General features: G+C 61.6%; 23 protein-coding genes and 1 other annotated feature. Of the genes, 14 read left to right on the top strand and 9 right to left on the bottom strand.

Going from position 1 to position 25,822, the window contains the following annotated elements:
* Positions 1-9: 9 nt before the first annotated feature.
* The 5 genes from hisH to hisG form a co-directional block, all read right to left on the bottom strand.
* Positions 10-636 carry an imidazole glycerol phosphate synthase subunit HisH gene (gene hisH / locus CUC44_RS02135; RefSeq protein WP_100858359.1) on the bottom strand — a complete coding sequence of 209 codons (627 nt, stop codon included), beginning with the start codon at positions 634-636 and terminating at the stop codon, positions 10-12.
* Positions 636-1,769: a bifunctional histidinol-phosphatase/imidazoleglycerol-phosphate dehydratase HisB gene (gene hisB, locus CUC44_RS02130; RefSeq protein ID WP_100858358.1), complete on the bottom strand. Its 1,134-nt coding sequence runs from the start codon at positions 1,767-1,769 to the stop codon at positions 636-638. The genes hisH and hisB overlap by 1 nt, the downstream gene beginning before the upstream one ends.
* An 11-nt stretch (positions 1,770-1,780) precedes the next feature.
* Entirely contained in the window at positions 1,781-2,893 is a 1,113-nt protein-coding gene (hisC, locus tag CUC44_RS02125; RefSeq protein ID WP_100858357.1) for a histidinol-phosphate transaminase, read from the bottom strand.
* A 94-nt stretch (positions 2,894-2,987) separates the two neighbouring features.
* The gene (gene hisD, locus CUC44_RS02120) at positions 2,988-4,286 is read right to left on the bottom strand and encodes a histidinol dehydrogenase (RefSeq protein WP_100858356.1); all 1,299 of its coding nucleotides are present in this window, start codon (positions 4,284-4,286) and stop codon (positions 2,988-2,990) included.
* A gap of 10 nt (positions 4,287-4,296) precedes the next feature.
* On the bottom strand, positions 4,297-5,193 hold the full coding sequence (gene hisG, locus CUC44_RS02115) for an ATP phosphoribosyltransferase (protein WP_100858355.1): 897 nt from the start codon (positions 5,191-5,193) through the stop codon (positions 4,297-4,299).
* 24 nt (positions 5,194-5,217) lie between these two features.
* Positions 5,218-5,346: a sequence feature (His leader region), on the bottom strand.
* A 185-nt stretch (positions 5,347-5,531) separates the two neighbouring features.
* Here hisG and CUC44_RS02110 point away from each other — a divergent pair.
* From CUC44_RS02110 to rnd, 7 genes are all read left to right on the top strand, one after another.
* Positions 5,532-5,774, top strand: a complete 243-nt coding sequence (locus CUC44_RS02110) for a hypothetical protein (RefSeq protein WP_100858354.1) — start codon at positions 5,532-5,534, stop codon at positions 5,772-5,774.
* 178 nt (positions 5,775-5,952) lie between these two features.
* Entirely contained in the window at positions 5,953-7,863 is a 1,911-nt protein-coding gene (gene yoaA, locus CUC44_RS02105; protein ID WP_100858353.1) for a DNA repair helicase YoaA, read from the top strand.
* Between the two features lie 133 nt (positions 7,864-7,996).
* Positions 7,997-8,710, top strand: a complete 714-nt coding sequence (gene tsaB / locus CUC44_RS02100; protein WP_167388745.1) for a tRNA (adenosine(37)-N6)-threonylcarbamoyltransferase complex dimerization subunit type 1 TsaB — start codon at positions 7,997-7,999, stop codon at positions 8,708-8,710.
* A 57-nt stretch (positions 8,711-8,767) separates the two neighbouring features.
* On the top strand, positions 8,768-9,289 hold the full coding sequence (locus CUC44_RS02095) for a Slp family lipoprotein (RefSeq protein WP_100858352.1): 522 nt from the start codon (positions 8,768-8,770) through the stop codon (positions 9,287-9,289).
* A 14-nt stretch (positions 9,290-9,303) separates the two neighbouring features.
* Positions 9,304-10,143, top strand: coding sequence for an alpha/beta fold hydrolase (locus CUC44_RS02090; protein WP_425266289.1), 840 nt, complete (start codon positions 9,304-9,306; stop codon positions 10,141-10,143).
* A gap of 197 nt (positions 10,144-10,340) precedes the next feature.
* Positions 10,341-12,017, top strand: coding sequence for a long-chain-fatty-acid--CoA ligase FadD (gene fadD / locus CUC44_RS02085; RefSeq protein WP_100858534.1), 1,677 nt, complete (start codon positions 10,341-10,343; stop codon positions 12,015-12,017).
* Positions 12,018-12,121: 104 nt separating this feature from the next.
* Positions 12,122-13,234, top strand: a complete 1,113-nt coding sequence (rnd, locus tag CUC44_RS02080) for a ribonuclease D (RefSeq protein WP_100858350.1) — start codon at positions 12,122-12,124, stop codon at positions 13,232-13,234.
* 308 nt (positions 13,235-13,542) lie between these two features.
* On the opposite strand, the gene CUC44_RS02075 is transcribed toward rnd, so the two are convergent.
* Both CUC44_RS02075 and dusC read right to left on the bottom strand, forming a co-directional pair.
* Positions 13,543-13,911 (bottom strand): TraR/DksA family transcriptional regulator, encoded by a 369-nt coding sequence (locus CUC44_RS02075; protein ID WP_100858349.1) that lies wholly within the window; start codon positions 13,909-13,911, stop codon positions 13,543-13,545.
* A 96-nt stretch (positions 13,912-14,007) separates the two neighbouring features.
* Complete coding sequence (dusC, locus tag CUC44_RS02070) at positions 14,008-14,952, bottom strand: tRNA dihydrouridine(16) synthase DusC (protein WP_100858348.1); 945 nt, start codon at positions 14,950-14,952, stop codon at positions 14,008-14,010.
* A 485-nt stretch (positions 14,953-15,437) separates the two neighbouring features.
* On the opposite strand from dusC, the gene CUC44_RS02065 reads away from it, so the two are divergent.
* The 4 genes from CUC44_RS02065 (at position 15,438) to CUC44_RS02050 (ending at position 19,706) form a co-directional block, all read left to right on the top strand.
* Positions 15,438-15,815 carry a YbaN family protein gene (locus CUC44_RS02065; RefSeq protein ID WP_100858347.1) on the top strand — a complete coding sequence of 126 codons (378 nt, stop codon included), beginning with the start codon at positions 15,438-15,440 and terminating at the stop codon, positions 15,813-15,815.
* Between the two features lie 131 nt (positions 15,816-15,946).
* Entirely contained in the window at positions 15,947-16,492 is a 546-nt protein-coding gene (gene apt, locus CUC44_RS02060) for an adenine phosphoribosyltransferase (RefSeq protein ID WP_167388744.1), read from the top strand.
* A gap of 180 nt (positions 16,493-16,672) precedes the next feature.
* The gene (gene dnaX, locus CUC44_RS02055; RefSeq protein WP_100858345.1) at positions 16,673-19,258 is read left to right on the top strand and encodes a DNA polymerase III subunit gamma/tau; all 2,586 of its coding nucleotides are present in this window, start codon (positions 16,673-16,675) and stop codon (positions 19,256-19,258) included.
* Between the two features lie 118 nt (positions 19,259-19,376).
* Positions 19,377-19,706, top strand: coding sequence for a YbaB/EbfC family nucleoid-associated protein (locus CUC44_RS02050; protein ID WP_100858344.1), 330 nt, complete (start codon positions 19,377-19,379; stop codon positions 19,704-19,706).
* A 519-nt stretch (positions 19,707-20,225) separates the two neighbouring features.
* Here the strand turns inward: CUC44_RS02050 and CUC44_RS02045 are convergent.
* Positions 20,226-21,134: a LysR family transcriptional regulator gene (locus tag CUC44_RS02045; RefSeq protein WP_100858343.1), complete on the bottom strand. Its 909-nt coding sequence runs from the start codon at positions 21,132-21,134 to the stop codon at positions 20,226-20,228.
* A 109-nt stretch (positions 21,135-21,243) separates the two neighbouring features.
* Here CUC44_RS02045 and CUC44_RS02040 point away from each other — a divergent pair, with 109 nt between their 5' ends.
* Positions 21,244-22,107, top strand: coding sequence for a pirin family protein (locus CUC44_RS02040; RefSeq protein WP_100858342.1), 864 nt, complete (start codon positions 21,244-21,246; stop codon positions 22,105-22,107).
* Between the two features lie 79 nt (positions 22,108-22,186).
* Here CUC44_RS02040 and CUC44_RS02035 read toward each other — a convergent pair whose 3' ends face one another.
* Positions 22,187-23,509 (bottom strand): YjiH family protein, encoded by a 1,323-nt coding sequence (locus tag CUC44_RS02035; protein ID WP_100858341.1) that lies wholly within the window; start codon positions 23,507-23,509, stop codon positions 22,187-22,189.
* Between the two features lie 547 nt (positions 23,510-24,056).
* On the opposite strand from CUC44_RS02035, the gene CUC44_RS02030 reads away from it, so the two are divergent.
* Together CUC44_RS02030 and CUC44_RS02025 are read left to right on the top strand one after the other, a co-directional pair.
* Positions 24,057-25,127: a helix-turn-helix transcriptional regulator gene (locus CUC44_RS02030; RefSeq protein WP_100858340.1), complete on the top strand. Its 1,071-nt coding sequence runs from the start codon at positions 24,057-24,059 to the stop codon at positions 25,125-25,127.
* Positions 25,128-25,210: 83 nt separating this feature from the next.
* Entirely contained in the window at positions 25,211-25,633 is a 423-nt protein-coding gene (locus CUC44_RS02025) for a CBS domain-containing protein (protein WP_100858339.1), read from the top strand.
* Positions 25,634-25,822: the final 189 nt, after the last annotated feature.

Genomic DNA, 25,822 nt, shown 5'->3' with positions numbered 1-25,822 from the left:
TTCCTTGCCTTATAAGTCCAGAAAGTTTTGCAGCAGGCGGGCGCCGGCACTGCCGGATCGCTCCGGGTGGAATTGGGCGCCAAAGAAGTTGTCCCGCCCCACGATGGCGGTGAAGGGGCTGCCGTAATCGCAGGTCGCGAGCGTGGCGCCGGTCACCTCCAGGGCGTAGGAGTGCACGAAGTAGAAGTAGCTGCCGCTCGGGATGCCTGCAAGCAGCGGGTGCGTCTCGTCGTGCACTATCTGGTTCCAGCCCATGTGGGGCAGGCGCAGATTGCCCACCTCCATCAAGCGGATCTTGCCGGGGACGATACCAAGGCCCTCGATCAGCGCGCCGCTGTTGTCATCCTCGCCCGCCATGGTCTCCTCGGAGGCCTCGGCCAGCATCTGCATGCCGAGGCAAAAGCCCAGCAGGGGCTGTTTGGCGGCACGAATAAGCGGCACCAGACCACGCTCGTTGAGGTTGCGCATGGCGGCGACGGCTGTGCCGACGCCCGGCAGGATCAGCTTGTCGGCCTGCTCGATATCGGCAGCGTTTCGACTCACCAGTGGGGTCACGCCGAGGCGCTCAAACGCCATCCGCACCGAGGCCAGATTGGCGCAGCCGGTATCGATAATGACGAGATTCTGTGCGCTCATCACAACACTCCCTTGCTGGAGGGCAGCTCGCTCCCCTCGACCCGGATGGCCTGGCGTAGGGCGCGGCCAAAGCCCTTGAACAGCGCCTCCACCTGGTGGTGGGTGTTGCCGCTGCCGACCTTCATCTGCAGGGTGATGGCCATGGCGTCCGACAGGGAGCGGAAGAAGTGGGGCACCATCTCGGTGGCCATCTCCCCCACGCTGTCGCGGCCAAAGCCGCTCGGGCAGTCGAACACGAAGTAGGGGCGGCCGCTCAAGTCCAGCGCCGTGGCCACATCCAGCTCGGTGAGGGAGGTGGCATCCTCGCTCTGGCGCGGACGGCCATCGATCACCGCCTGCACCTCGTCCATGGCCAGCACGAAGCCGAAGCGACCGATACCGCGCTTGTCGCCGAGCGCCTGGCGCAGGGCCTGACCCAGCGCCAGACCGACATCTTCCACCGTGTGGTGATCGTCGATGTGCAGATCGCCGCTAACTTTGAGCTTTAACCTGAAACCGGCGTGGGTGGCAATTTGATCCAGCATGTGATCGAAGAAGCCGATGCCGGTGACTATCTGGTTGCCACCGCTCTTGTCGAGATCCACCGCCACCTGGATGCGGGTCTCCTTGGTGTAGCGCTCCACCTCGGCGATGCGCCCCTTGGAGAGCAGCTGATCACGGATGGCGAGCCAGTCGTGATCTTGCGGCTGATAGCGGATGCCGCGAATGCCCATGTTCTCGGCGAGTTGCAAGTCCGTCCCCCGGTCGCCAATGACGAAGGAGTTGGCAAAGTCGATGCGACCCGAGGCCAGGTACTCCTTCACCATGCCAAGGTGGGGCTTGCGGCAGCTGCAACCGTCGGTGGGGAAGTGGGGGCAGATCAGCACCTGCTCCCAGTGCACGCCCTGGGATTCGAACAGGTGCATCATCAGATCGTGGGGAGGCTGGAAGTTCTCAAGGGGCAGGCTGGCAGTGCCGAGCCCATCCTGATTGGTCACCATCACCAGCACGTAGCCGGCGGCCTGCAATTCGCGCAGCACCGGGATCACCATGGGCTCGAAGCGCAGCTTGGCGAGGCTGTCCACCTGCTTGTCGGTCACCGGCTCCTCGATCAGGGTGCCGTCGCGGTCGATAAACAAAAACGGGGTCTTCATCTCATTCATCCTTATACGCTGGCGGCGGGCTGGTTGCTGGCAGTCGGGCTGGTGGTGGCGCCGTCGGCCGGCAGGGTGCGCAGCACGGCAAGCACGGCGTCCATCTCTCCCTGATAGCCGATGGTGATGCGGATGCTGTTATCGAGCCCAGGTTTGCTGGAGAAGTCCCGCAATATGATGCCGGCGGCCTTCATGGCGGCGAAGACGGCGGCGCCATCTTTGAAACGCACCAGCACGAAGTTGCCCTTGTCCTCGAAGATCTCCTGCACGCAGGGGAGGCGGGTGAGCTCGGCCTTGATGATGGCTTTTTGCTTGTTGAGCTCCAATACCCGCTCCTGCATCAACTCCAGCCCTGTGCTGGAGAGGGCCTGGCTCGCTATCTGTGCTATGGGGTCGGGAATGGGGTAAGGGGCGATCACCTTGGCTAGCATGGCGATGACCTCAGGGTCACCTAAGGTGAAGCCGCAGCGGATCCCGGCCAGGGCAAAGGCCTTGGAGAGGGTGCGGGTCACTACCAGGTTCGGGAAGCGGGCGAGCAGGTCCACCACGCTCGCCTCCGGGCAGAACTCGATATAGGCCTCGTCCACCACGATAATGGCGCGATCCTGGGCCTTCTCCAGCAGCTTGATGAGCCCCTTGCGGCCCACCAGATCCCCGGTCGGGTTGTTGGGGGAGCAGAGGAACACCAGTTTCACGTCCGAGAGGCGATCCTGGATGGCGGGCCAGTCCGGTTGGCGGCTGGGGGTCAGCGGTTGCTCGACTATGCCCACGCCACAGGTCTCGGCGCTGATGGCGTACATGCCGTAGGTGGGCGGGCAGATGAGGATCTGATCTTCCCCGGCCTCGCAGAAGGTGCGAATGAGCAGCTCGATGGCCTCGTCGGCGCCACGGCTCACCAGCACCTGATCCGGGTTGACCCCCGCATAGGTGGCGTAGCCCTTGACCACCTCGGCCGGCTGGCACTCGGGGTAGCGGTTGAGGCGGTTGCCCTCGATGGCGAAGGGATAGGCCAGCGGCGCCTCGTTGGCGTTGAGCCAGACATGGCCCTTGCCGCCGATGCGACGGGCGGACTGATAAGGGGTGAGGGCCCGCACCACGCGGCGAGCCAGATTGGCGATGCTCATGACAAATCCTTCTGCTGCTTGTTAGACAAGGCGTTCAATCTCAACGTGACGGCGTTGTTTGGGCGGGCGATGAGGCCCGCTGGGGTTGTCATCTTCATGATTGCCCCTTCTGCAGTGCCTTCAGCCTCAGGGTAACGGCGTTCTTGTGGGCATCGAGCCCCTCGGCCTCGGCGATGCGCTCGACGATAGGGCCGAGCCCCTTGATGCCTTCCGCGCTCAGCTCCTGCACCGTGTAGCGGCGCTGGTAATCCGCCAGCCCCAGGCTCGAGCAGGTGCGGGCATAGCCGTAGGTGGGCAGGGTATGGTTGGTGCCGCTGGCGTAATCCCCCACGGATTCTGGTGTCCATTGGCCGAGGAAGATGGAGCCGGCGTTCTCGAGCTTGCCCAGGAGGTCGCGCGGTGCCTCGGTCTGCACTATCAGGTGTTCCGGGGCATAGGTGTTGGAGATGGCGCAGGCTTCGTCCAAATCGTCGCACAGGATCACCAGGCTGGCGCCGAGCGCCTTGGCCGCGATGTCCCGGCGGCTGAGCCGGGCCAGCTGGGCCTTGAGCTCACCGCTGATGGCATCGGCCAGACGGGGTGAGGTGGTCACCAGCACCACCTGGCTGTCCGGGCCGTGCTCGGCCTGAGAGAGCAGATCCGATGCCACGAAGGCCGGGTTGGCGCTGTCGTCGGCGATGACCAGCACCTCGGAGGGGCCGGCCGGCATGTCGATGGCGGCGCCGCGCCAGTCGCGGGAGACTTGGCCCTTGGCCTCGGTCACATAGGCGTTGCCCGGGCCGAAGATCTTGTCCACCTTGGGGATGGACTCGGTGCCATAGGCCATGGCGGCGATGGCCTGGGCGCCGCCGATGGCAAACACTTGCTTGACGCCACAGGCGCGGGCGGCGAACAGGATCTCGTCGCTGGCGGGGGACGGGGTGCAGAGCACCACCTCACGGCAACCGGCCAGGCGTGCGGGGATCGCCAGCATCATGACGGTGGAGGGGAGCGGCGCGCTGCCCCCCGGCACATAGAGGCCGACCCGGCTGATGGGCTGGGTACGCAGCTCACAAACGACGCCAGGTTGGGTCTCCACGCGTACAATCTGCTGCACTTGGGCTGCGTGGAAGGCATTAATGTTGCTGATGGCGGCGTTGATAGCATCTTTGATGTCATCACCGAGGCGTGCACAGGCGGCGTCCGTCTCGGCCTCGCTCACTCGCAACTGCTCGCGGGGGGCGCGCTCGAAGCGTTGGGCGAGCTCGCGCAGGGCTTCGTCACCGCGGGCACGCACCGCACCGATGATTTCCTTCACCAGGTTGCCGATACTGGCTTCGTCGCCAAGGGCAGGCCGGGTCAGCACATCGGCCTGCTGGGCGGGGGAGAGGGTCTTCCAGATCAGGGTCTGCATATATCCGTCCTTACTCCATCATCTTTTCGATGGGCAGCACCAGGATGGAGCTGGCACCCAGGGCCTTGAGCTGCTCCATGGTCTCCCAGAACAGGGTTTCGCTGGAGACCACGTGCAGGGCCACCTGATTGGTGTCGCCGGCCAGTTGCATGATGGTGGGACGCTCGGCTCCCGGCAGCAGGGAGGTGATGGCCTCGAGTTTCTCTTTCGGGGCGTGCAGCATGATGTACTTGCTCTCACGGGCCTGTTGCATGCCCTGGATGCGGGGCAGCAGCTTGTCGATGATCTTCTGCTTGGCGTCGCTTAAGGGATTGGGGGCCTGTACCAGCACCGCCTTGGAGCGATAGATCACCTCCACTTCTTTCAAGCCGTTGGCCTCCAGGGTCGCGCCGGTGGAGACCAGATCGCAGATGGCATCCGCCAGGCCGGCGCGCGGCGCCACTTCCACCGAGCCTCCCAGCATCACGCTCTTGAAGCCAAGGCCCTGCTCGTCGAAGAAGCGTTTGAGCAGGCCCGGGTAGGAGGTGGCGATGCGCTTGCCAGCCAGGCTCGCCGGGCCTTGATAGTCGGCGTCGCTCGGGATGGCGAGGGAGAGGCGGCAGCCACCGAAATCGAGCTGCTTGAGGGTCTTGACCGCAGAGGGCTGGCCCTGGGCGGCGCGGATGAGCTGGACTTCTTCCAGCACGTTCTCGCCTATGATGCCAAGGTCGACCACCCCTTCCATCACCAGACCCGGGATGTCGTCATCGCGCACTCGCAGTATGTCTATGGGCATGTTCTCGACGTGGGCGATGAGACGCTGCTCACGCAGGTTGATCTTGAGGCCGCAGCTCTTGAACAGGGCCTGGGAGTCCTGGCTCAGGCGACCGGATTTTTGCATGGCGATGCGCAGACGTTGTGTTTCCATTGCTCGATTTCCTTCTAGTCAAAAACGAAAAAACCCTCGGAAGTGTGTGCTTCCGAGGGTTTATGAATCTTGCGGTCCTTTTGGAAGTCACCAGTTAAGTGTCTTCCAGCAGTCAACCTCCTGAAAGACTATTCGGGATGATGATGGTGGTGATGAGTCTTCAGTTGGCTGAACTTCATGTAATGAATCCTTTACAAAAAAGATGTCGTAGATGACGCCTGATTTACATTACCGACCTTGACGGAAAATGCAACCCGAGAATGCGGCTTGATGGATTAAAATCAAGAAAACGATTGTTCGGTCGATAACTAATCAATCAGCTCAGCCGGAGTCACATCATGCCCAGTCAGGACCTGTTATTCCCCATCTTGCCCAGAGCACCCGCGGCCCCGAGTCCCGATGACATCAAGCGGGAGGTGACCCAGATAAGCCAGAAGCACAAGTTGCGCAAGACCAGTGCCGATGGCGGTGGCGGCGGCTCGCAGCAGTCACCCCATCCCCAGGCTAGGCGTGATCAACCAGCGACAAAGGATGATGATCACAAGCCGGATCCCGAGCATAAAATCGATCTCTTCGTGTGAGATTCGCCCGCTCGCTCGCTTTCCTTGAGGTCAATATGTGCACGGCGCGGATGCCGTTCACCCTGTGCGGCGATGTGAGCGACGACCCGCGTACAGACACCTGCCTCGCGATGCGATTTAGCGATCCCGCTTTCTCCTCACTTTTGGCATAATGACCGCTTTTGCGCGGGACTCCCTTTTGACCATACAGACCCTGTTCAAGCCAGACGGCCCCCTGGCCAGCCACATCGATGGCTTTGTCGCCCGTGCGCCGCAACTGGAAATGGCCGAGGCAGTGGCGCGCGCCATCAAGAGCGGGGGACGCCTGCTGGTGGAGGCGGGGACGGGCACCGGCAAGACCTACGCCTACCTGGTGCCGGCGCTGGAGTCCGGCAAGCGGGTGGTGATCAGCACCGGCTCCAAGAACCTTCAGGAGCAGCTCTTCTATCGTGATCTGCCCACCATCACAGAGGCGCTCTCCTATACCCCGCCGGTGGCCCTGCTCAAGGGGCGCAGCAATTATCTGTGCATCGAGCGCATGAACCGTCTGCTCAGTGAATCCCATCTGCAAAAGCCCGAGGTGCTGAGCGATCTGGTCAAGGTGAAGTCCTGGTCCACCGCCACCGATACCGGCGATGTGGGGGATATTCCCGAGCTGCAGGAAAATGCCGAGATCCTGCCCCATATCACCAGCACCAATGACAACTGCCTGGGTCGCGACTGCCCCTATTACGATGACTGCCACCTGGTGGTGGCCCGGCGCCGGGCCATGGATGCCCAGGTAGTGGTGATCAATCATCACCTCTTCTTCGCCGATATGGCGGTGAAAGACACGGGATTTGGCGAATTGGTGCCGGAGGCTCAGGTCTATGTGTTCGACGAAGCGCACCAGCTGCCGGAGATAGCCACCAACTACTTCGGCAAGTCGGTGGGCAGCCGCACCATCTCGGATCTGGCCCAGGACATCCAGCTTGCCTATCGCGCCGAGGCCCACGACATGGGGCAGCTTGGCAAGGCGGCGGACAGGCTAGCCATCGCAAGCCAGGACTTGCGGCTCGCCTTCGGGGTGGACGGGGGCCGTGGCAATACCCGCGACATGCTGCGCCAGCCGCTCTGGGCCCAGGCGCTGGCGCGGCTTAACGATGCGCTGGGCTTGTGCTACGAGGTGCTCAAACTCGCCCTCGGCCGTGGTGAGCAGCTCGATCACGCCTTCGAGCGGATAAGCGAGCTGCGTACTCGCCTGGGCGAGGTGCTCGCCATCAACCAGACAGGTTTCTCCTACTGGTACGACTGCTCGCGGCTGCACTTTACCCTCAACCTCACCCCGCTGTCGGTGGCCGATCGCTTCGGCGCCGAGGTGCTGCGCCCCGAGGTGGCCTGGGTGTTTACCTCGGCGACCCTGACGGTGGATATGCGCTTCGATCACTTCAAGACCGAGCTGGGACTCGCCGGCAGCGCCGAGCTCGTCCTCGACAGCCCGTTCGATTACGCCGAGCAGGCACGGCTGTGCGTGCCGCGCTTCCTGCCCGAGCCCAACGCCTTCGGGCGGGGAGAGCAGCTTGCAACCTTGATGATCCCGCTCATCAACAAGACGCCGGGGGGCTGCTTCTTCCTCTGCACCAGTCATCAGGTGATGCGCCAGGTGGCGGAGGTGCTGCGCCGCGAAATTGGCCGCACCGTCTTGCTGCAGGGGGAGGACAACAAGCAGCGGCTGCTCAAGGCGTTCGTCGAGAATGGCCGCGCCGTGCTGGTGGCCACCAGCAGCTTCTGGGAGGGGATAGACGTACGGGGGGCCGCATTGTCCTGTGTTATCATCGACAAGCTGCCGTTCGCAAGCCCCGACGACCCTCTGCTCAAGGCGCGGGTCGACGATTGCAAGTTGAAGGGAGGGGATCCCTTCGCCGACATCCAGCTGCCCAAGGCGGTGATTGCGCTCAAGCAAGGGGTCGGGCGACTCATTCGTGATCGGTCTGATCACGGCGTGCTGGTCATCTGTGATCCGCGCATGGTCAACAAACCCTATGGCGCCACCTTTATCAAGAGCCTGCCCGCCATCCCGCGCACGCGAGAGCTCGCGACCCTGGGGGACTTTTTCAAGGGGAACCAGTGAGCATGCCTAGCCCGCTCATCTCCCCGCCGGGCATGATGTCGCCTGCCCGGGCGCTGCCTGACATGCTCTGTATATACTGCAGTATGATTACTGCAGATGACTTAACCGATTGATGTGAAGAGAATAAAAAAGAATGGATGAGTTGAAGATCCTGGCCGTTGATACCGCCACCGAAGCCTGCTCCGCCGCCCTGCTGGTGGGGGACAAGCAGTACGCCCGCTGGGAAGAGGCGCCGCGGGATCACACCCGTAAAATCCTGCCCATGGTTCAGGCTGTGTTAGACGAGGCCGGTTTATCGTTGGACCAGCTCGATGCCATCGCCTTTGGCCGGGGCCCGGGCTCCTTCACCGGCGTACGCATTGGGATCAGCGTGGCCCAGGGGCTGGCGTTTGGGGCCGGTGTGCCGCTCATCGGTATCTCCACCCTGGCGGCCATGGCCCAAGGGGTGCACCGGCAGGAGGGGGCAACCCGCGTACTCAGCGCCATCGATGCGCGCATGAACGAGGTCTACTTCGGCCGCTATGAGCTGCAGGGTGACTGCATGGCGCTGGTGGGGGAAGAGGTGGTGAGCGATCCCGCCCTGCTGGCGAGCGAGTTCGGCGCTGACGCAGTGCTTCCGGGCAACTGGTCTGCGGTGGGCACCGGCTTTGAAACCTATGGCGAGGTGCTGGGCACCATGGCCGAGACCCTTGTCCCGAGCCAGCAGGTACGCTTCCCGGCGGCGCTGGACATGTTGCCGCTGGCCCGCAGCGCCTGGCTCGCGGGGGAGGCGGTGGCGGTGGAGCAAGCCAGCCCTGTCTACCTGCGTGACAAGGTGACCTGGAAGAAGCTGCCGGGCCGGGAATAACCTCGACCTGCTAGCAAGGCACTGCCATTGTGAATTGAGAGTCCATAAGGAGAGCGAATGATGAAGCGCATGATAGTGCTGGGTCTGATGGGGCTGCTGCTTGGTGGCTGCAGCTCTGTGCCCAAGGAGCTGGCCTATGAGCCAGAGAGCGCCCTGGTGGCCTATCAGCCGGCGCTTGCGGGCATGGAAGGCAAGCCTGCCCGCTGGAGCGGAGTCATCGCCGCGGTTCACAACGAGCAGGATCAGAGCATCATAGAGGTGGTCTACCTGCCGCTGAAAAGCAATGGCGTGCCGGAGCAGACCGAGCAGAGCCCGGGGCGATTTCTCGCCGTCATGAAGGGCTTTGCGGATCCCGGCCTCTATGCCAAGGGGCGCAGCCTGACGGTGCTCGGTACCCTGGAGGCGCCGGAGGAGAGCGCGATTGGCAAGCACAAGTACCGCTTCTCCGTGCTCAAGGTGACCGCCAGCAAGCTGTGGTCGCCGGTCAAAGAGGTGGAGATCCGCTATGCGGACCCTTATTTCTACGACCCCTTCTATGATCCCTACTGGCCGAGACGGTCGCTGCACCGCTACTGGTGATGAACAGGGTGTCGATGCGCGAATACCGACTGCCCCTGGCCGATGGCCGTGAGGTTGCCCTGCTGGATAACGACCGGCAGGGCAAACCTCTGCTCATCGCCCTGCACGGCTGGCTCGACAATGGCGCGAGCTTCCTGCCCCTTGCCCCTTATCTCGATGATTTTCACCTCATCTGTATCGACCTGCCCGGGCATGGGCATTCCGATCACAAATCGACCCCCTACGTCTTTATCGACTGGCTGGACGATCTCCATCAGATAAGCCAGGCCGCCGGTTGGCAGCGCTTCGTGCTGCTCGGCCATTCGCTCGGGGCGCTGATCGCCTGTGCCTATGCCGGTGTCTTCCCCGAGCAAATCGAACGACTCATCCTGCTGGAGGGGCTGGGGCCGCTCAGCCAGCCCGATGAATCGGTGCCGGAGCAGGTGCGGCGGGCTATCCTCAATCGCAGTCGCACCCGAGAGCGGGCATCGGCCGGTTTTGCCTCTCTCGACGAAGCCGTGGCGGCCCGTTGCAAGGTGGCGGACATCTCGCCGGCGGCGGCGCGCCTTATCTGCGAGCGGCAGCTCGTGGTGCGGGAGGGGCGCTGGCACTGGCGTAGCGATCCCAGGTTGCGGGATCTCTCGCCGCTGCGCATGAGCGAGGGGCAGGCCCAGGCGCTGATCCGGGCCATTGCCTGTCCCGTGCTGTTTATCCGTGGCGAGCAGGGGTTTGAGGCGCTGCTGGCGCAGTGGCAGCAGAGGGCCGGGGCCTTCAGGCAGATAGAAATGGCAGTCGTGGCAGGAAATCATCATTTTCATATGGATAATTCAGCAAAAACCGCCGTTTGTATCGAAAATTTCTGTCAGATCCGTTAGGATCGGCGGCTTTACATCATTTCAGGTTTGCTTTCTCCCTCACACTTTCTCGTTGTTAATTTGCTGTTAATCGATGTTGCCTTATGTAAATATGGCGACACTAGAGCTCAAGCTTAAAACAACTGATTGAAATTGATGTGGACAGGGACGGAGGCAACACAGTGAGCGCACAGGTGCTAGTTATGCAGGAGAAGTTCGTGGAAAAAGTCTGGCTGAAACGTTATCCGGAAGGGGTCCCCGCCGAGATCAATCCAGACCAATACGGCTCTCTGGTCGAGATGTTCGAGGAGTCGGTGACCCAGTTTGCCGATCAGCCCGCCTTCGTCAACATGGGGCAGACCATCACCTATCGCCGGCTGGAGGAGCAGTCCCGCGCCTTCGCCGCCTACCTGCAAAACGAGCTCAAGCTCGCCAAGGGTGATCGGGTGGCGGTGATGATGCCGAACCTGCTGCAATACCCCATCGCCGTGTTTGGCATCTTGCGCGCCGGCATGACGGTGGTGAACGTCAACCCCCTCTATACCCCGCGGGAGCTGGAACATCAGCTCAAAGACTCAGGTGCCAAGGCCATCGTCATCGTCTCCAACTTCGCCCATACCCTGGAAAAAGTGGTCTACGACACCCCGGTCAAGCACGTGATCTTGACCCGGATGGGGGATAACCTGGGGCTGGCCAAGGGCACGCTCGTCAACTTCGTGGTGAAATACGTCAAGAAGCTGGTGCCCAAATACAACCTGCCCCACGCCAGCACCATGCGCCAGGCCCTGGCCAAGGGCCGCTACCTGCAGTACATCAAGCCGGAGATCAGCAATCAGGACATCGCCTTCCTGCAATACACGGGGGGCACCACGGGTCTCTCCAAGGGCGCCATGCTGACCCACCGCAACATGATTGCCAACGTCGAGCAGTGCCTCGGCGTCTATGGCCCCGTGCTGGAGAAGGGCAAGGAGTTCGTGGTCACCGCGCTGCCGCTCTACCACGTGTTCGCCCTGACCGTGAACTGCCTGCTGTTCATGCGCCTCGGCGGCTACAACCTGCTCATCAGCAACCCCCGCGACATCCCGGGCTTTGTCAAAGAGATCAAGAAGTACCCCTTCACCTGCATCACAGGGGTCAACACCCTGTTCAACGCCCTGGTCAACAACGGCGAATTCCAGAACATGGACTTCTCCCGCCTCAAGCTCACCATAGGCGGCGGCATGGCGGTGCAGCGGGCGGTGGCCGAGCAGTGGAAAGCGCTGACCGAGACCCCGCTGCTGGAAGGCTATGGCCTGACCGAATGCTCGCCCCTGGTGAGCGTCTGTCCCTACGATCTGGTGGACTACAACGGCTCCATCGGTCTGCCGGTCTGCTCCACCGAGATCCGTCTGGTGGATGACAAGGGCGTTGTGATCACAGAGCTCGGCGCCCCCGGTGAGATGCAGGTGCGTGGCCCCCAGGTGATGACCGGCTACTGGCAGCGGCCGGAAGCCACCGCCGAGGTGATGCAGGATGGCTGGCTCTGTACCGGTGACATCGCTGTGTGCGACGAGCAGGGTTTCTTCAAGATCGTCGATCGCAAGAAGGACATGATTTTGGTCTCCGGCTTCAACGTCTATCCGAACGAGATCGAAGACGTGGTGGCCCTGCATCCCAAGGTGCTGGAAGTGGCCGCCGTGGGGGTGCCCCACAAGGTGTCCGGCGAGCTGGTGAAGATCTTCGTGGTCAAGAAAGATGCAAAGCTGCAGGAGGACGAGATAATTGCCCACTGCCGCAAACATCTGACTGCCTATAAGGTACCGAAACTGGTAGAATTTCGTGACGAACTTCCCAAGACCAATGTGGGCAAGATCCTGCGCCGCGTGCTGCGCGACGAGGAGATTGCGAAGCAGTAGCGGGCAGACAGCTGATGTCATGCAAAACCGTGGGTCAGCCCACGGTTTTTTCTTTTTTGGGCTCCGAACTTCGACCCTTATCTTCGACCAAGGTGCAGGTATAGATGCAATATCAACTCATTTCACAGCAAGCCGAACTGGAACGGTATCTGGCTTCCCTGGCCGACGTTCCCCTGGCCATCGATACCGAATTCGTTCGCACCCGTACCTATTATCCCCAGCTCGGTCTGTTCCAGATCTATGACGGTCATCAGCTGGCTCTGCTGGATCCTCTGACCCTGGATTTGTCCGGGCTCTGGCAGCGTCTCGGCCGGGCGGGGCAGGTGGCCATCTTGCACGCCTCCGGCGAGGATCTGGAGCTCATCCAGCATCAGGCGGGTCATCTGCCCAACCTGATGCACGACACCCAGCTGGCGGCCGCCTTCCTCGGCCACGGCGTATCCGTGGGCTTCGGCGCCCTGGTGCAGGAGTTTCTCGGGGTGGCCCTTGAAAAAGATCAGGCGCGCACCGACTGGCTGGCCCGCCCGCTGACCGCCCGTCAGCTGGAATACGCGGCCGCCGATGTCTTCTATCTGATGCCGCTCTACACCAAGGTGATGGCGCAGCTGCAAGAGAGCGGCAAGCAGGCCTGGTTCGAACAGGAGTGCCAGAACCACTGCGCCCGCAAGACCCAGGGCAGCGATCCCCGTCAGGCTTATCTTGAGATCATCAACGCCTGGCAGCTGGGACGGCGCGAACTCGCCATCCTGCGCGAGCTGGCCGCCTGGCGCCAGCAAGAGGCGGTGCGCCGGGATCTGGCCCTGAACTTCGTGGTCAAGGAGCTGCACCTGTTCAAGGTGGCGGAGCGCAAGCCCACCTCCCTGCGCGACCTCAACGAGCTGGGTCTGGCCCCGATCGAGATCAAGATCCACGGCAAGAGGATGCTGGATATCGTTGCTGCCGCCCAGCAGAGCGCGCCGGAAAGCTGGCCCGAGCCCATTCGCCGCCTGGTGGACTACCCCCAGTACAAGGCGGAGCTCAAGCGCATCAAGGGCATGGTGGAAGAGAAGGCCAAGGCCAGCAACATCCCCCCTGAGCTGGTGGCGAGCAAGAAGATCATTCACCAGTACTTCACCTGGAGCTGGCGCATGAATGACGAGGAGCGCGCCCGCGCCGACAAGCCCATGCTGCTGCAAGGCTGGCGCAATGAGCTGGTGGGTCACCTGCTGGCCCAGTAGAACTCATCAGCCGCCACTGGCCGAACGGGTGCCAGCATGCCCCGGGAAAGCGGGGTATGACTGACGAAGCTTGAGTCACGGACTTATGTGTCCGGGACCTCAGCCCCGCCCTGTACCAGGCAAAGAAACGATTAAAAGGGAAGCCTCTGGCTTCCCTTTTGTATTGCCATATCTATCAATAGCAGTTGTGTCGACTGTAGGAGATTGAATATCCAAACAGAGGTGCTGCTGAAGAGGTGGCAACGGGTGCTGGGGGAGGGAGGTCGGACTAAATAGATAAGATCATGAGGGGCACAACGGGTGCCCCATCAGAGTTCGTGGGCGTGGAAACCCTTGCGATAACGTGCCTCACAGCGCGGGCAGCGTTGCAGGGTGGGATCCTGCTCGAGTTGATCGATGGCGAGCGGCTCCTCACAGTCGGAGCAGAGGCCATAGAGGCCCAAGTCCATCTGGCAGAGGGCGGCATCGATGCGCTTGAGCCGCGCCACGCACTGCTCCACCTTCGGCAGATCGAGTCGGCTGGTCAGATCAACTAGCTGATCCCGCTCGCAATGCCCCACCTTTTCCGCCCATTCGTCCCGTCGGCTGGCCTTGAGCTGGGCAATCAGCTCTTCTCTTACTTGCGCCCAGTCTGCTTGCAGGCGATCACGCCATTCGGCTAACTGGGCTTGCGTCATTTCACACACACTGGCCCCCAAAGACGGATGATAAAACTCGGCCAGTATAGGGAAATGCGCGGATTATCAAGATGACATGAGTCAAGTAAAGGTCGGTTAGCTCACAGTTTTCGCGGCTTGCAGCAGGGCTTCCCGAATAGGTCCTGTCTCCTTGTGCAGACGAATATCCCGAAATAACACGTCGGCCTCAGGATATTCGCGCTTGAGGTAACTGAACCACTGTTTGATCCGGCTGGGATAGTAGTCGGCCTTCTCGCTCGCCAAGTCCTGCTCGGTATAGTTCACCATCAGGTGCAGCACTTCGGCCCAGCTCATGTGGGCGCAGCCGGTCTTCATCACGTTGGCGAGGTTGGGCAAGGAGATGGCGCCGCGACCCACCATGAGCGCATCGCAGCCGGAAACCTGGGCGCACTTGAGGGCATCCTGGTGATCCCAGATCTCGCCGTTGGCGGTGACCGGAATGGGCAGGGCGCGGCGAATGGCATCCACGTACTCCCAATGGGCCGGCGCCTTGTAGCCTTCCCGCTTGGTGCGAGCGTGTACCGCGAGCTCACAGGCGCCCGCCTGATACACGGCCTGGGCGTTGTCCAGATAGAGCTCCTTGTCATCGTAACCGAGGCGGATCTTGGCGCTGACCGGCAGGTGGGCAGGCACGGCTTCGCGCACCGCCTTGACGATGCGATAGATGGTCTCGGGCTCCTTGAGCAGCACGGCGCCACCCTTGCTCTTGTTGACCGTGGGGGCGGGGCAGCCGAAGTTGAGATCGACCCCCGGGGAGCCGAGTTCGATGGCGCGCACCGCGTTCTCGGCCAGCCACTCAGGGTGCTGGCCCAGCAGTTGCACCCGCACCGGGGTGCCGGCACGGGTCTTGCCATCCTGGCGCAGTTCGGGGCAGAGGCGATAGAACACCTTGGCGGGCAACAGCTGATCGACGACCCGGATAAATTCGCTGACGCAGAGGTCGTAATCGTTGACGGAGGTGAGTACCTCCCGCATCAGGTGATCCAGCACCCCCTGCATGGGGGCCAAAATAACGCGCATAACCGGTACCGCAGAGATGGAAGCCAAGAAAGAGGCGAGATTGTAGTGGCAACGGGGGCAGATGTCAGCTGTTGCGCCAGCAGGAGTGCATATCCGGCCCGATCTGCATGGGGGCGTCGAGATAACGCCCATAACCGGTACCGCAGAGATGGAAGCCAAGAAAGAGGTGAGATTCTAGTGGCAACGGGGGCAGATGTCAGCTGTTGCGCCAGCAGGAGTGCATATCCGGCATGCCCTGCATGGGGGGCGTCGAGATAACGCGCATAACTGGACCCGGCAGGATGGGGGTCAAAAAAGAAGTGAGATGGTAGAGGGATGTAAGTCGAGCGGTCAGCTTTGTACCCAGGGTAAATCGGACTCCCGTGGAGTGTAACGTACTTAGCGCCTAGATAACGCGCAGACAGCGTTCGCAGTCCATCGCGGCGCTGTCGGGGGAGGGGGCAAGTCTGCTAGGCTAGGGAAAGATGTATTGTACCGGAGTCCTGATGAAGCGTTGGTGTTTGATGGCCCTTGGCTGGTTGGCCTTTGCCACTGGGATCGTCGGAATCGTGTTGCCACTGCTGCCAACCACCCCCTTCATGTTGCTGGCGGCGGCGCTGTTTGCCCGCTCGTCCCCCCGTTTCCATCGCTGGCTGCTGGCTCACCCCTGGTTTGGTCCCCCCATCGTTGATTGGCAGCAGTATCGCGGCATCCGTCGCCATGCCAGGCGCCGGGCCATCATCTTCATCCTGATCTCCTTCTCGGTGTCGCTGCTGGTGGTGCCCATGCCCTGGGTACGGCTGCTGCTCGTTGCCATAATGGTGATCCTGCTCACCTGGTTAATGCGTCTGCCGGTGCTGGAGCCAGTTGCAATGGAGAAGTGAAATCCCTAAGCTATTGCAGCAATAATGCTATGGAGTCGGCCCGTCATTTTTGCGTGACGGGCCTTTTTATTGCCCCCTGGCGACATCAGATGAGACGCCACAACTGGGCTCAAAAAATAAGCGATCAAATAATGAATCCGGATACCCTGAAGTTTATCGAAGCGAGCATCAAGACCATTCCCGACTACCCGAAGCCGGGCATCCTGTTTCGCGACATCACCAGCCTTATCGAGAATGCCGAGGCCTTCAAGGCCACCATCGATCTGCTGGCTGAGCATTATCGTGATCAAGGGATCACCAAGATCGTCGGCACCGAAGCCCGTGGCTTCATCTTCGGCGCTCCGGTTGCGTTCGCCATGGGCCTCGGCTTCGTGCCGGTGCGCAAACCAGGCAAGCTGCCCCGCGCCGTCATCGAGGAGTCCTATGCCCTCGAATACGGTACCGACACCCTGCAACTGCACACCGACGCCATAGTCCCCGGTGACAAGGTGCTGGTCGTCGACGATCTGCTGGCCACCGGCGGCACCGTCGATGCCACCGTCAAGCTTATCCGCCGCGCCGGTGGTGAAGTGGCCGATGCCGCCTTCATCATCTCCCTGCCGTCCCTCGGTGGTGATGCCCGCCTGACCGCCGCTGGCGTCAAGGTGGTCTCCCTGGTCGAGCTCGCGGGCGAGTAAGCCGCCTATCCGGTGGATGACGGGGCCTCGTCAACCTCTCATCTGCCGCAAACCGGTGCCCGAACGGGCATCGGTTTGAAAATCCAGCGATCCCTCCCAAGACGGCCCTTCGCCCATACAGCCCGCCCCGCATTTGTGTTAGCATCCGGCTCAATGCCTCGTCTTCCAGCATCGAGATCTATGAGCTATCAGGTTCTGGCGCGCAAATGGCGCCCCCATACGTTTGAACAAGTGGTTGGCCAGCAACATGTGCTGACCGCCTTGACCAATGCCCTGGATCAGGGGCGGCTCCATCACGCCTATCTGCTGAGCGGCACCCGCGGGGTTGGCAAGACCACCATCGCCCGCATCCTGGCCAAGAGCCTCAACTGCGAGCAGGGGATCAGCAGCCACCCGTGCGGCGTCTGCGATACCTGCCGCGAGATCGATCAGGGCAACTTCGTCGATCTGCTGGAGATCGATGCGGCGTCCCGCACCAAGGTGGAAGACACCCGCGAACTCCTGGACAACGTCCAGTACCGTCCGGCCCGCGGCCGCTTCAAGGTGTACCTCATCGATGAGGTGCACATGCTGTCGCGCCACAGCTTCAACGCCCTGCTCAAAACCCTGGAAGAGCCGCCTCCCTATGTGAAGTTCCTGCTGGCCACCACGGATCCGCAGAAGCTGCCCATCACCATTCTCTCCCGCTGCCTGCAGTTCCACCTGAAGAGCCTGGATCAGAGCCAGATCGCCAAGCAACTGGAATGGGTGCTGGATCAGGAAGGTCAGCCGTTCGAGCCCCGCGCCTTGCTGGCGCTCGCCAAGGCGGCGGATGGCAGCATGCGCGATGCCCTGAGCCTGACCGATCAGGCGCTGGCCCATGGCAACGGCAGCGTGCGTCTGGACAGCGTGCTGACCATGCTGGGGACGCTCGATCATCACCACCTGCACCAGTTGCTGGAAGCCATCTTGCGCCAGGACGCCCCGGCGACCATGGCCAAGATCACCGAAATCGCCACCCTGGGGCCGGATTTCGATCAGCTGCACGCCGAGCTGGAAGCCCTGCTCCATCGGGTCGCCATGGCGCAGCTGCTGCCCGCCAGCGTGCAGGAGCAGGGGGCCGATGCCGATGCCCTGCTGCAACTGGCGGGGGCCATGAGCCCGGAAGAGGTGCAACTGTGCTATCAAATCGTGCTGGGGGGCCGCAAGGACTTGCCCTGGGCACCGGATGGTCGCACCGCCCTTGAGATGACCTGTTTGCGCATGCTGGCCTTCTCGCCGCGCCGCGAGGCGCTGCACCCCGCCAACCTGAGTGCCTTGCCCGTCTCCATGGCGGGGGCACCCGTGGCAGGGATGGGGGTTGCACCGGCCAGCCTGGGAAAGCCTCGCGGGGCTGAGCCTGTCCCTGTGGCGGTGACTGCCGCCAGTCAGCCTGCCCCCGTTAGCCCTAGCCCGGATGGGGTTCTCCCTGCGAGTGACAAGCCAGCCATCCAAGCGCCGGCTGGTGCCGATGAGGCGCTGGATAGCGATATTGATGAGCTGAGTGCCCCGCTCTTTGCCGAGCAGGAGGAGCTGCTACAGGCGGCCCGGCAGATGGGCTATGAGGCGCAGCCCGAGCCGCTGGTGGCGGATGTTTCAAGGGAGGTGCCGACGCCCGAAACGGTCGCCGAGTCCTTGTTGATGACAGCGCCCGTCGAGGCTTCTGCTATCCCCCCTGAAACCGGGAAGCCGCAGGCCGAGATGATGGCGTCCGAGTCGGCCCCATCCCCCGCGTCGAGCATGCAGAGCCTGCTTGGCAAGCGCAATCTGCTGCGCAGCCGCCTGCGCCCCGACGCCGGCACCACAGCCAGTGCCGCGGCGCCGCGGGCAACGCCCACCAAGCCGGTGGCTGCACCTGCACCGATCTCCGCTGCTCCCCAAGCGCCGGCGCGCGCAGTGCCAACAGTGCCAGTCGAGCAAACTGCCCCCTGGCAGCCCGCCGCACCTCAATCAGGTTCACAGCATGTGGCGCTGGGGTACGAGGATATGCCGCCACTGGATGACTATGAGGAGAGTGGCAGCGACTACGAGGAGTACCTGAGCCAGAGCTATGGCGCCGAGATGTCGGCGCAAGTTGCCGCGCATGCCCCCGTTTCCCCGCCTCAGGCACCAGGTGCGCCGAGTAGGACGAGCCCAAGCCAGGACGATCTGCCGCCCTGGGATCTGGATGGGGTGCCTGCGAGCAAGACCGCGCCGACCTCGCCTCCTGCACCCATTGCCGCTCCCGAGATAGCCGCCGCGAGCGAGCCGTCCACGCCGGCCCAGGTGATGGAGACCATCGACTGGGACGAGCTGGAAGGGGATGCAGAACAGGAGGAAGGGGAAGAAGTCGCAAGGCTCATTCCCTCTTCCTTGCTCGCAAACTGTGGCGATCCCTGGGCTGAGCTGATTGCCCGTACCGGGGTCGGTGGCCGGCTGCGGCAGCTTGCCATCAACTCCGTGATGACCCGCGAGGGAGAGAGGGTCTTGCTGACCCTCAAACCCGAGCAGCGTCATCTGGTGAGCGATCGGGCCCGCGCCGATCTGGCGCAGATCATAGGCCCCGAGTTCGGTCAGGCCGTGGTGGTGGAAGTCACCCTGGGCACGGATCCGGCGCGGGAGACGCCGCTCGAGATAGAGCATCGCCTCTACCTTGGGGTGCGCGAGCAGGTGGCCCGGGATCTGGCCGAGGATCCCCATGTACAATTTCTACAGCAGCGATTCGGCGCCGTGCTCCATCCCGAGAGTATCGAGCCGCTCAGTCACTGATAAAACCCATGCCGGGAGCCTGGCTCCCGGTTGAAAAATACTATGGCTGCCCCCATCTAGGGCAGAACAAGCCCACAGCCCGGCGCTGTATGCCGGATTTCAAGACGAGAGACGACCTATGTTTGGTAAAGGTGGAATGGGTAACCTGATGAAGCAGGCCCAACAGATGCAAGAGCGCATGCAGAAGATGCAAGAGCAGCTTGCCCAGATGGAAGTAGTCGGCGAAGCCGGTGCTGGCATGGTCAAGGTCACCATGGCCGGTAGCCACAGCGTGCGCCGTATCGAGATCGATCCGAGCCTGATGGAAGACGACAAGGAGATGCTGGAAGATCTGGTCGCCGCTGCCGTCAACGACGCCGTGCGTCGGGTGGAAGAGCAGAACAAGTCCAAGATGGGCGAGCTGACCGGTGGCATGCAACTGCCGCCGGGCATGAAGCTGCCATTCTAAGGCGTGATTGGTGCTAACGGCAGCGAGCGATACGCTGCCGTTGTCCTTGCTGGCCTGTCATGATCTCCGCCTTGTCTGGGGGATCCAGGCCTGCTATAAGGACGCAGCACGAGTGATAACGCAGCCGATCGGGGGAGACTCCGGTCGGCTGCGTTTTTTCAATGGTTCTGTGATGTTCCGCCTGCGGGGCTAGCCGTGGTGGCAGTGCCGGGCGGTTAGATTCGCGTGCCTTGATGGGAGTGTGAGGCTGTCATCGCCGCTTCCCATCCACTGCCTGAGAGCAAAAGTGTCGGAGCCGACGCCGTGCGCAAAAAAAGGGCGCCGCTACGTGACTTGACCTGGAGTCACAGCTTCAGCACCTTCCTTGCTTACTCCCGCATTTTCTCACTCATGACCCTGGAGTCCGGGGTATCGTCTGCGAGCCTGCCACAGTGGATTTGTCGGTGCGGACAGGGCGAGACTGGGTGCCTTCGCCGCATCGCATCCATATATAATATCGAAAATTACATAATATATAGATCAATGCTCTGATAAAGGGGCAAAGTGCTGGGCGAGATGATCGATCAGGGCGCGCACCGATGGCAGCAACCCCCGCCGACTCGGGAACACCGCATGGATAAGCTCCCGGCGCGGCGCCCAGCCGGGGAGCAGACGCACCAGGTTGCCATCATCCAGCGCCTCCCGCACCATCATAGTGGGCAGCTGAACCATGCCTATGCCGCTGATGGCCGCCTGGCGCAGGGTCAGCATGTCGGTGGTGACCAGGGTGGGACTATGGTGCTGCTTCACTTGGGCACCCTTTGGTCCCTGCAATCGCCACTGATGCCCCTCCATGGTGGCGCCGTGACCCAGACTCGGCCAGGTGAGCAGATCCGCCGGCCCCTTGGGTTCCCCGTGGCGGGCCAGCAGGGCGGGGCTCGCCAGCAAACACTGGTTTGCATACCCCAGCACCCGCATGGCCAGATCGCTGTCCTCCAGCGGCAAGGGCCTCACCCGAATGGCGATGTCCAACCCCTCCGCCACCAGATCCACCGCCCGGTTGACCCCGATCAGCTGAATACTGACGTCGGGATAGGCCTGCGCGAACGCCACCAGCATCTTGCCCACATGGGCATGGAGCAAATCGATGGGGCAGGCGAGCCTGACCAGGCCGCAGGGCTCGGTGCGGGTGGCGTCGATGAGGGACTGGGCCGCCTCGGCCTCCACCAGCATGGCCCGGCAGCGGGCGTAGTAGGCCTGTCCCAGCTCGGTGACCTGGAAGCTGCGGCTGGAGCGCTGCAGCAGACGCACCCCCAGCCGCTCCTCCAGCAGGGCGATGCGGCGGCTGAGTTTGGATTTGGGGATACCAAGGGCCCGACCTGCCTGGGCGAAGCCGCCGTTGTCCACCACCTGGACGTAGTAATAGAGATCGTTGAGATCCTGGTTCATGGCCTTATCGTTCACAAAATAGGACGCTGGTGCCCAATATTACGTCTACTGCGCACAGCGTTCCATCTACATAATGAGCTCAGACAGTCACATCCATCTGGAGAGCATCATGAAAAAGGTCATAGGCATCTACAGCGCGCCGCGTCCCCACTGGGTTGGCGACGGTTTCCCGGTGCGATCCCTGTTCTCTTACCAGAGCCATGGCAAGGCGCTCAGCCCCTTCCTGTTGCTGGACAGGGCCGGGCCAGCGGATTTCGCACCGGCCAACTCCCCAAGAGGGGTAGGGCAGCATCCGCACCGGGGTTTCGAGACGGTCACCTTGGTCTACAAGGGGGAGGTGGCGCACCGCGACTCGACCGGGCAGGGCGGCACCATAGGCCCGGGGGATGTACAATGGATGACGGCGGCGGCTGGCATCATGCACGACGAGTTTCACTCGGAGGCATTCACCCAGGCAGGGGGTACCCTCGACATGGTGCAACTCTGGGTCAACCTGCCCGCCAAGCACAAGATGTCGGCGCCTGGCTATCAGGCCATCGGCAGTGACAGCATCCCCGAGCATGCCCTTGCCGACGGGGCCGGGCTGGTGCGCATCATCGCCGGTGAATATGCCGGCGTGACGGGGCCCGCCCATACCTTCACCCCCATGAACCTGTGGGACGTGCGGCTAAACGGCGGCGCCAGCGCTGAGGTCCCCGTCGTTGATGGTTGGAACACGGCCATCGTAGTGCTCAAGGGGACTGTGCGGGTCAATGGTCAGGAGGCGGGAGAGGCACAGCTGGTGCTGCTGGATCCCAAGGGCAGCCAGTTGCAGCTCGAGGCCCGGGAGGATGCGCTCGTACTGCTGCTCAGCGGCGAGCCCATCGACGAGCCCATCGTCGGTTATGGCCCCTTCGTCATGAACAGCCAGGCGGAAATAGTGCAGGCCATCGATGACTTCAACAGCGGGCGCTTCGCCCAGATAGCGTCCTGAGCCACACGCCAGGTGTGGGACTAAGCAGATACAACAAAGCGCCTGATGGCGCTTTGTTGATTTGTGGTTAGGGTGGCGGCTAGCTCAGCCAACCGAGGGCCATGGCCAGCCGACCACAGAGGGCGGCCAGCAGGATGCCGAGCAGGGTGCGCAGCAGCCAGATCACCACCAGCTGGCCCACGCTGATGGGGATCCTGGTCGCCAGGATGCAGGGAATCGAGGCGGAGAAGAAGAGCACCGAGCTTACCGACACCACGGCCGTCACATAACGCACCAGCAGATCCGCATCTTTTAGCAAGATGGCGGGCAGGAACATCTCGGCGAGACCGGCGGACAGTGCCCTGGCGGTTTCCAGCGGCTCGCCGAGACCCAGCAGCCAGGTCAGGGGCCACAGCAACCAGCCCAGCAGATCGAACAGTGGCGTGTGCTGGGCCAGCAGCAGACCCAGCAGGCCGACCGACAATATGGTGGGCACCACGGCGGCGGCCATGTTGAGACCATCCTTCAGGTTGTCTTGCAACTGGCGCAGCACGGGATCCGCCTGACTGGATTGGGCCAGCCCGGATTCCAGCGCGGCCTGCCAGCGGCTCTTGTCTGCCGGCAGCGGTTCATCGGTTTCCCCTTGATGATCCATGCCGGAGATGGGCGGGACGCGCGCCAGGATGGCGGTGATGACGAAGGTGATTACCAGGGTCGACCAGAAGTAGAAATTCCAGTGTTCCATCAGGTTGAGGGTCTTGGCCACGATGATCATGAAGGCGGCAGAAACAGTGGAGAAGCCGGTGGCGATGATGACGGCTTCTCGCACCGTGTATTTGCCCGCGAGGAAAACCCGGTTGGTGATGAGCAAGCCGACCGAATAGCTGCCAACGAAAGAGGCCACCGCATCGATGGCGGAGTGACCCGGGGTGCGCCACAGCGGGCGCATCACTGGCTGCATCAGCACACCGATGAGCTCCAGCAGGCCGAAGCCGAGCAGGAAGGTGAGGGCCATGGCGCCGATGGGAACGATGAGGCCCACCGACATGGCCAGTTTGTCAAACAGGAAGGGCAGGCGATCCGGCGTCATCAGCCAGGCCGGCCCGAGTTTCGTGACATACAAGATGGCTAGCCCGAGCCCAAGCAGTTTGAACAGGCTCAGCAGGGTGTCGATGGGACGGGCGCGCCAGCGACCATCCAGCAGTGGGCTGATGGCACCATAAGCGATCAGCAGCAGTATGAGGCCAAGGGCGAGCGGGCGCTGCGCCATCAGGGCACCGGCCAGGTGATCCACCAGTATGGTGCTGCGCCCGGCGAGCTCGAACGGCACGAAAAAGATGGCGATCCCAAACAGGCTGGCCAGCAACAACTTGATGCCACTCCCCGATTTGACCGGGACGGCGATTACATTCTCAGGCTCCATTTCTCCTCCTTGTGAACAGCATGATTCAACTCCTGTCGATGGTTGATTTGTATATACAATGCATGATGCCACATGGGGTGGAAACATAAAATTAACCAATAATGCACATTTTTAATCATTGGGATTCGCATGAGTTTTTGGTAAACGACGGGCTGCAGGTGGAGGCAGCAGTGGCCTGCTCCAGGGCATTGCCAGGGGCTGAAGGGATGGAGGATCGAGTATCTGAGGCTGTCTCTGGGCGAGAAAACGCGTCACGGAAAGTCACAGGGCGCACGAAACAGCCAGGAAAGATCCGAGCAAATCATAAGCGTCGGCAGGAGGGCGCCCATCCAACACAGAAAATGCAGTCAAACCCGAGCTATAACGACAAATTCAATATGAAACATTAGTTTGGATTTAAAAATTTCTGCAGCCCGTTTTCATATGTAGTTTGCGCATTACTATTTATCGATTGGTCATAAAACCTTTGTTCATTTGACTACTTTTCGAGTTTCCCATTGCAGAGTAAGATGCCTCTTCAATAAAAATAAGAATTAGGAGTTCGGGTGTGAAGGCATTAGTAAAAGAAAGGATATCGCCCTATATCAGCCAGTTATATGAGTGCGGTATTAATGATTCTGACATTAAGTTGGTAGTAGACCAATTTCGCTCCGACTTGTCCGGCAGTTCCTCCCTGTTTTTATTACGGGATGATGACAAGAGTGACGGGATCAAGCTCTTCGCGAGCGGTCTGACCGAGGCCCAGCAGCAGTTCTATGTGCAACACCATCGCCAGGATGTGTGGTTCAATCACTATCTGGACAAGGGCTGCCAGGGTATCGTCAACGCCAACGCCATCTCCAATTCACCGGGCCTGCTGGCAAGTTTCGGTGCCCAGTTTGCGGCGGGCGGTGTCTGTCGGGTGAAGGGGCGCGGGCTCAGCAGTCTGTGCAGTTATCGTGGCGCCGCTCAAGATGATTTCAGCGCTCAGGATCTGACCTCTCTGACAGAGATCTATTCTGGTCTGGCGGCATGGAGCCAGCATTACTGGAACCTGCTTGCCCTGGAGACCCAGAATTATCAACTGCAACAATTGGTTAAAAACCATAATAAACCCAGTGCCATCATAGATGACAAGGGACATATTCATTATTCCAATGTGGCGTTTAACCGTATCTCTGATGAAAATGTGGAGCTGCGGGCCCAGCATGGTATTTTTTCACTGCAAAATAAGGAACAACAACGCCAGTTCAAGGAGATATTGAACGGCTTTGTCTATTTGTTGCCGGGCGCCAGCGCCTATATGTCCATCCCCCGTCAGGCCAATTTAAGGCCGCTGCTGATCCAGTGCACCCTGATGAGCGGGTTAAGCCGCTTCGAGCGCTATGTGGAGGTGGTGCTGCGCGACCCTGAGCACTCCTTCAACCCGGATATCGAAGCCCTGGCCAGCCTCTATCCCCTCACCATAGGGGAGAAGGAGCTGCTGGTGCTGATGAGCAAGGGTTATAGCAGCAACGACATCGCCGAGCTGCGGGGGGTCAAAGTGGAAACCGTGCGCTCCACCCTGAAGGGGGTGTTCAAGAAGACCGACTGCCACAGCCAGAACGAGCTGCTGCTGTTGCTGCAATCCATCTCCTGACCCCGGCAGGCTATGCTTGGAGTGAGCCGGACATACCGCCCGGCTTGCGCCTCCCGCCCGGGAGGCAGGTTGGGGGAAGCGTCATGGAATCACTCAAGGCGAAGGATTATATGCAGACCAAACCCATCACGTTCGGCGCGGACATGATGGTACAAAACGCGGTCACCAAGTTTCTCAACAGTCACCAGCTCGGCGGCCCAGTGGTGGATGCACAGGGCCATCTGATCGGCTGGGTGTCGGAGCAGGACTGCATCGCCGTCATGCTCAAAGAGGCCTATCACTGCGAGCAAGTGGCCCAGGTCAGAGACGTGATGCGCAAGGAGGTGCTGGCGGTGGGGCCCGACACCAGCATTCTGGATCTGGCGGAGATGATGATGGGCCAAAAGCCCAAGATCTATCCCGTGGTGGAGGGGGGGCGACTGCTCGGGGTCATCAGCCGCCACAACGTGATGCAGGCGATCCATGCCCAGCTCGGCACCTGCTTCGTGCGCCAGGCCAGGGTCTGATAGCCCTCATCCTCATGAGAGCAGGCCCTGTGCCTGCTCTTTTTTATCTCCGTGATGTCCTGCGCGCTTTATTTGCCGGTGTTTGGGGCCAAACAGGCACCTCAGCCGAAGGCGAGCCGCTTTAAGGCTTGCACCGCTCCCCCCCGCTCTTTAGGATCGCTTCCAGCTATCGATATGGCCCGGTTGGGC

Origin of the sequence: Aeromonas lusitana, from assembly GCF_002812985.1 — a bacterium.
Taxonomy (GTDB): domain Bacteria; phylum Pseudomonadota; class Gammaproteobacteria; order Enterobacterales; family Aeromonadaceae; genus Aeromonas; species Aeromonas lusitana.
This window is presented reverse-complemented; position numbering and strand designations above follow the sequence as displayed.

What these genes read in the sequence shown, in the direction of transcription:
- CUC44_RS02025 (WP_100858339.1), top strand. Translation starts at nt 25,211, where the DNA reads ATGGAATCACTCAAGGCGAAGGATTATATGCAGACCAAACCCATCACG.
- hisG (WP_100858355.1), bottom strand. Translation starts at nt 5,193, where the DNA reads ATGGAAACACAACGTCTGCGCATCGCCATGCAAAAATCCGGTCGCCTG.
- dnaX (WP_100858345.1), top strand. Translation starts at nt 16,673, where the DNA reads ATGAGCTATCAGGTTCTGGCGCGCAAATGGCGCCCCCATACGTTTGAA.
- tsaB (WP_167388745.1), top strand. Translation starts at nt 7,997, where the DNA reads ATGGATGAGTTGAAGATCCTGGCCGTTGATACCGCCACCGAAGCCTGC.
- apt (WP_167388744.1), top strand. Translation starts at nt 15,947, where the DNA reads ATGAATCCGGATACCCTGAAGTTTATCGAAGCGAGCATCAAGACCATT.
- CUC44_RS02050 (WP_100858344.1), top strand. Translation starts at nt 19,377, where the DNA reads ATGTTTGGTAAAGGTGGAATGGGTAACCTGATGAAGCAGGCCCAACAG.
- CUC44_RS02045 (WP_100858343.1), bottom strand. Translation starts at nt 21,134, where the DNA reads ATGAACCAGGATCTCAACGATCTCTATTACTACGTCCAGGTGGTGGAC.
- CUC44_RS02040 (WP_100858342.1), top strand. Translation starts at nt 21,244, where the DNA reads ATGAAAAAGGTCATAGGCATCTACAGCGCGCCGCGTCCCCACTGGGTT.
- hisB (WP_100858358.1), bottom strand. Translation starts at nt 1,769, where the DNA reads ATGAAGACCCCGTTTTTGTTTATCGACCGCGACGGCACCCTGATCGAG.
- hisH (WP_100858359.1), bottom strand. Translation starts at nt 636, where the DNA reads ATGAGCGCACAGAATCTCGTCATTATCGATACCGGCTGCGCCAATCTG.
- hisD (WP_100858356.1), bottom strand. Translation starts at nt 4,286, where the DNA reads ATGCAGACCCTGATCTGGAAGACCCTCTCCCCCGCCCAGCAGGCCGAT.
- CUC44_RS02110 (WP_100858354.1), top strand. Translation starts at nt 5,532, where the DNA reads ATGCCCAGTCAGGACCTGTTATTCCCCATCTTGCCCAGAGCACCCGCG.
- CUC44_RS02095 (WP_100858352.1), top strand. Translation starts at nt 8,768, where the DNA reads ATGATGAAGCGCATGATAGTGCTGGGTCTGATGGGGCTGCTGCTTGGT.
- CUC44_RS02090 (WP_425266289.1), top strand. Translation starts at nt 9,304, where the DNA reads ATGCGCGAATACCGACTGCCCCTGGCCGATGGCCGTGAGGTTGCCCTG.
- dusC (WP_100858348.1), bottom strand. Translation starts at nt 14,952, where the DNA reads ATGCGCGTTATTTTGGCCCCCATGCAGGGGGTGCTGGATCACCTGATG.
- CUC44_RS02035 (WP_100858341.1), bottom strand. Translation starts at nt 23,509, where the DNA reads ATGGAGCCTGAGAATGTAATCGCCGTCCCGGTCAAATCGGGGAGTGGC.
- hisC (WP_100858357.1), bottom strand. Translation starts at nt 2,893, where the DNA reads ATGAGCATCGCCAATCTGGCTCGCCGCGTGGTGCGGGCCCTCACCCCT.
- CUC44_RS02065 (WP_100858347.1), top strand. Translation starts at nt 15,438, where the DNA reads ATGAAGCGTTGGTGTTTGATGGCCCTTGGCTGGTTGGCCTTTGCCACT.
- CUC44_RS02075 (WP_100858349.1), bottom strand. Translation starts at nt 13,911, where the DNA reads ATGACGCAAGCCCAGTTAGCCGAATGGCGTGATCGCCTGCAAGCAGAC.
- rnd (WP_100858350.1), top strand. Translation starts at nt 12,122, where the DNA reads ATGCAATATCAACTCATTTCACAGCAAGCCGAACTGGAACGGTATCTG.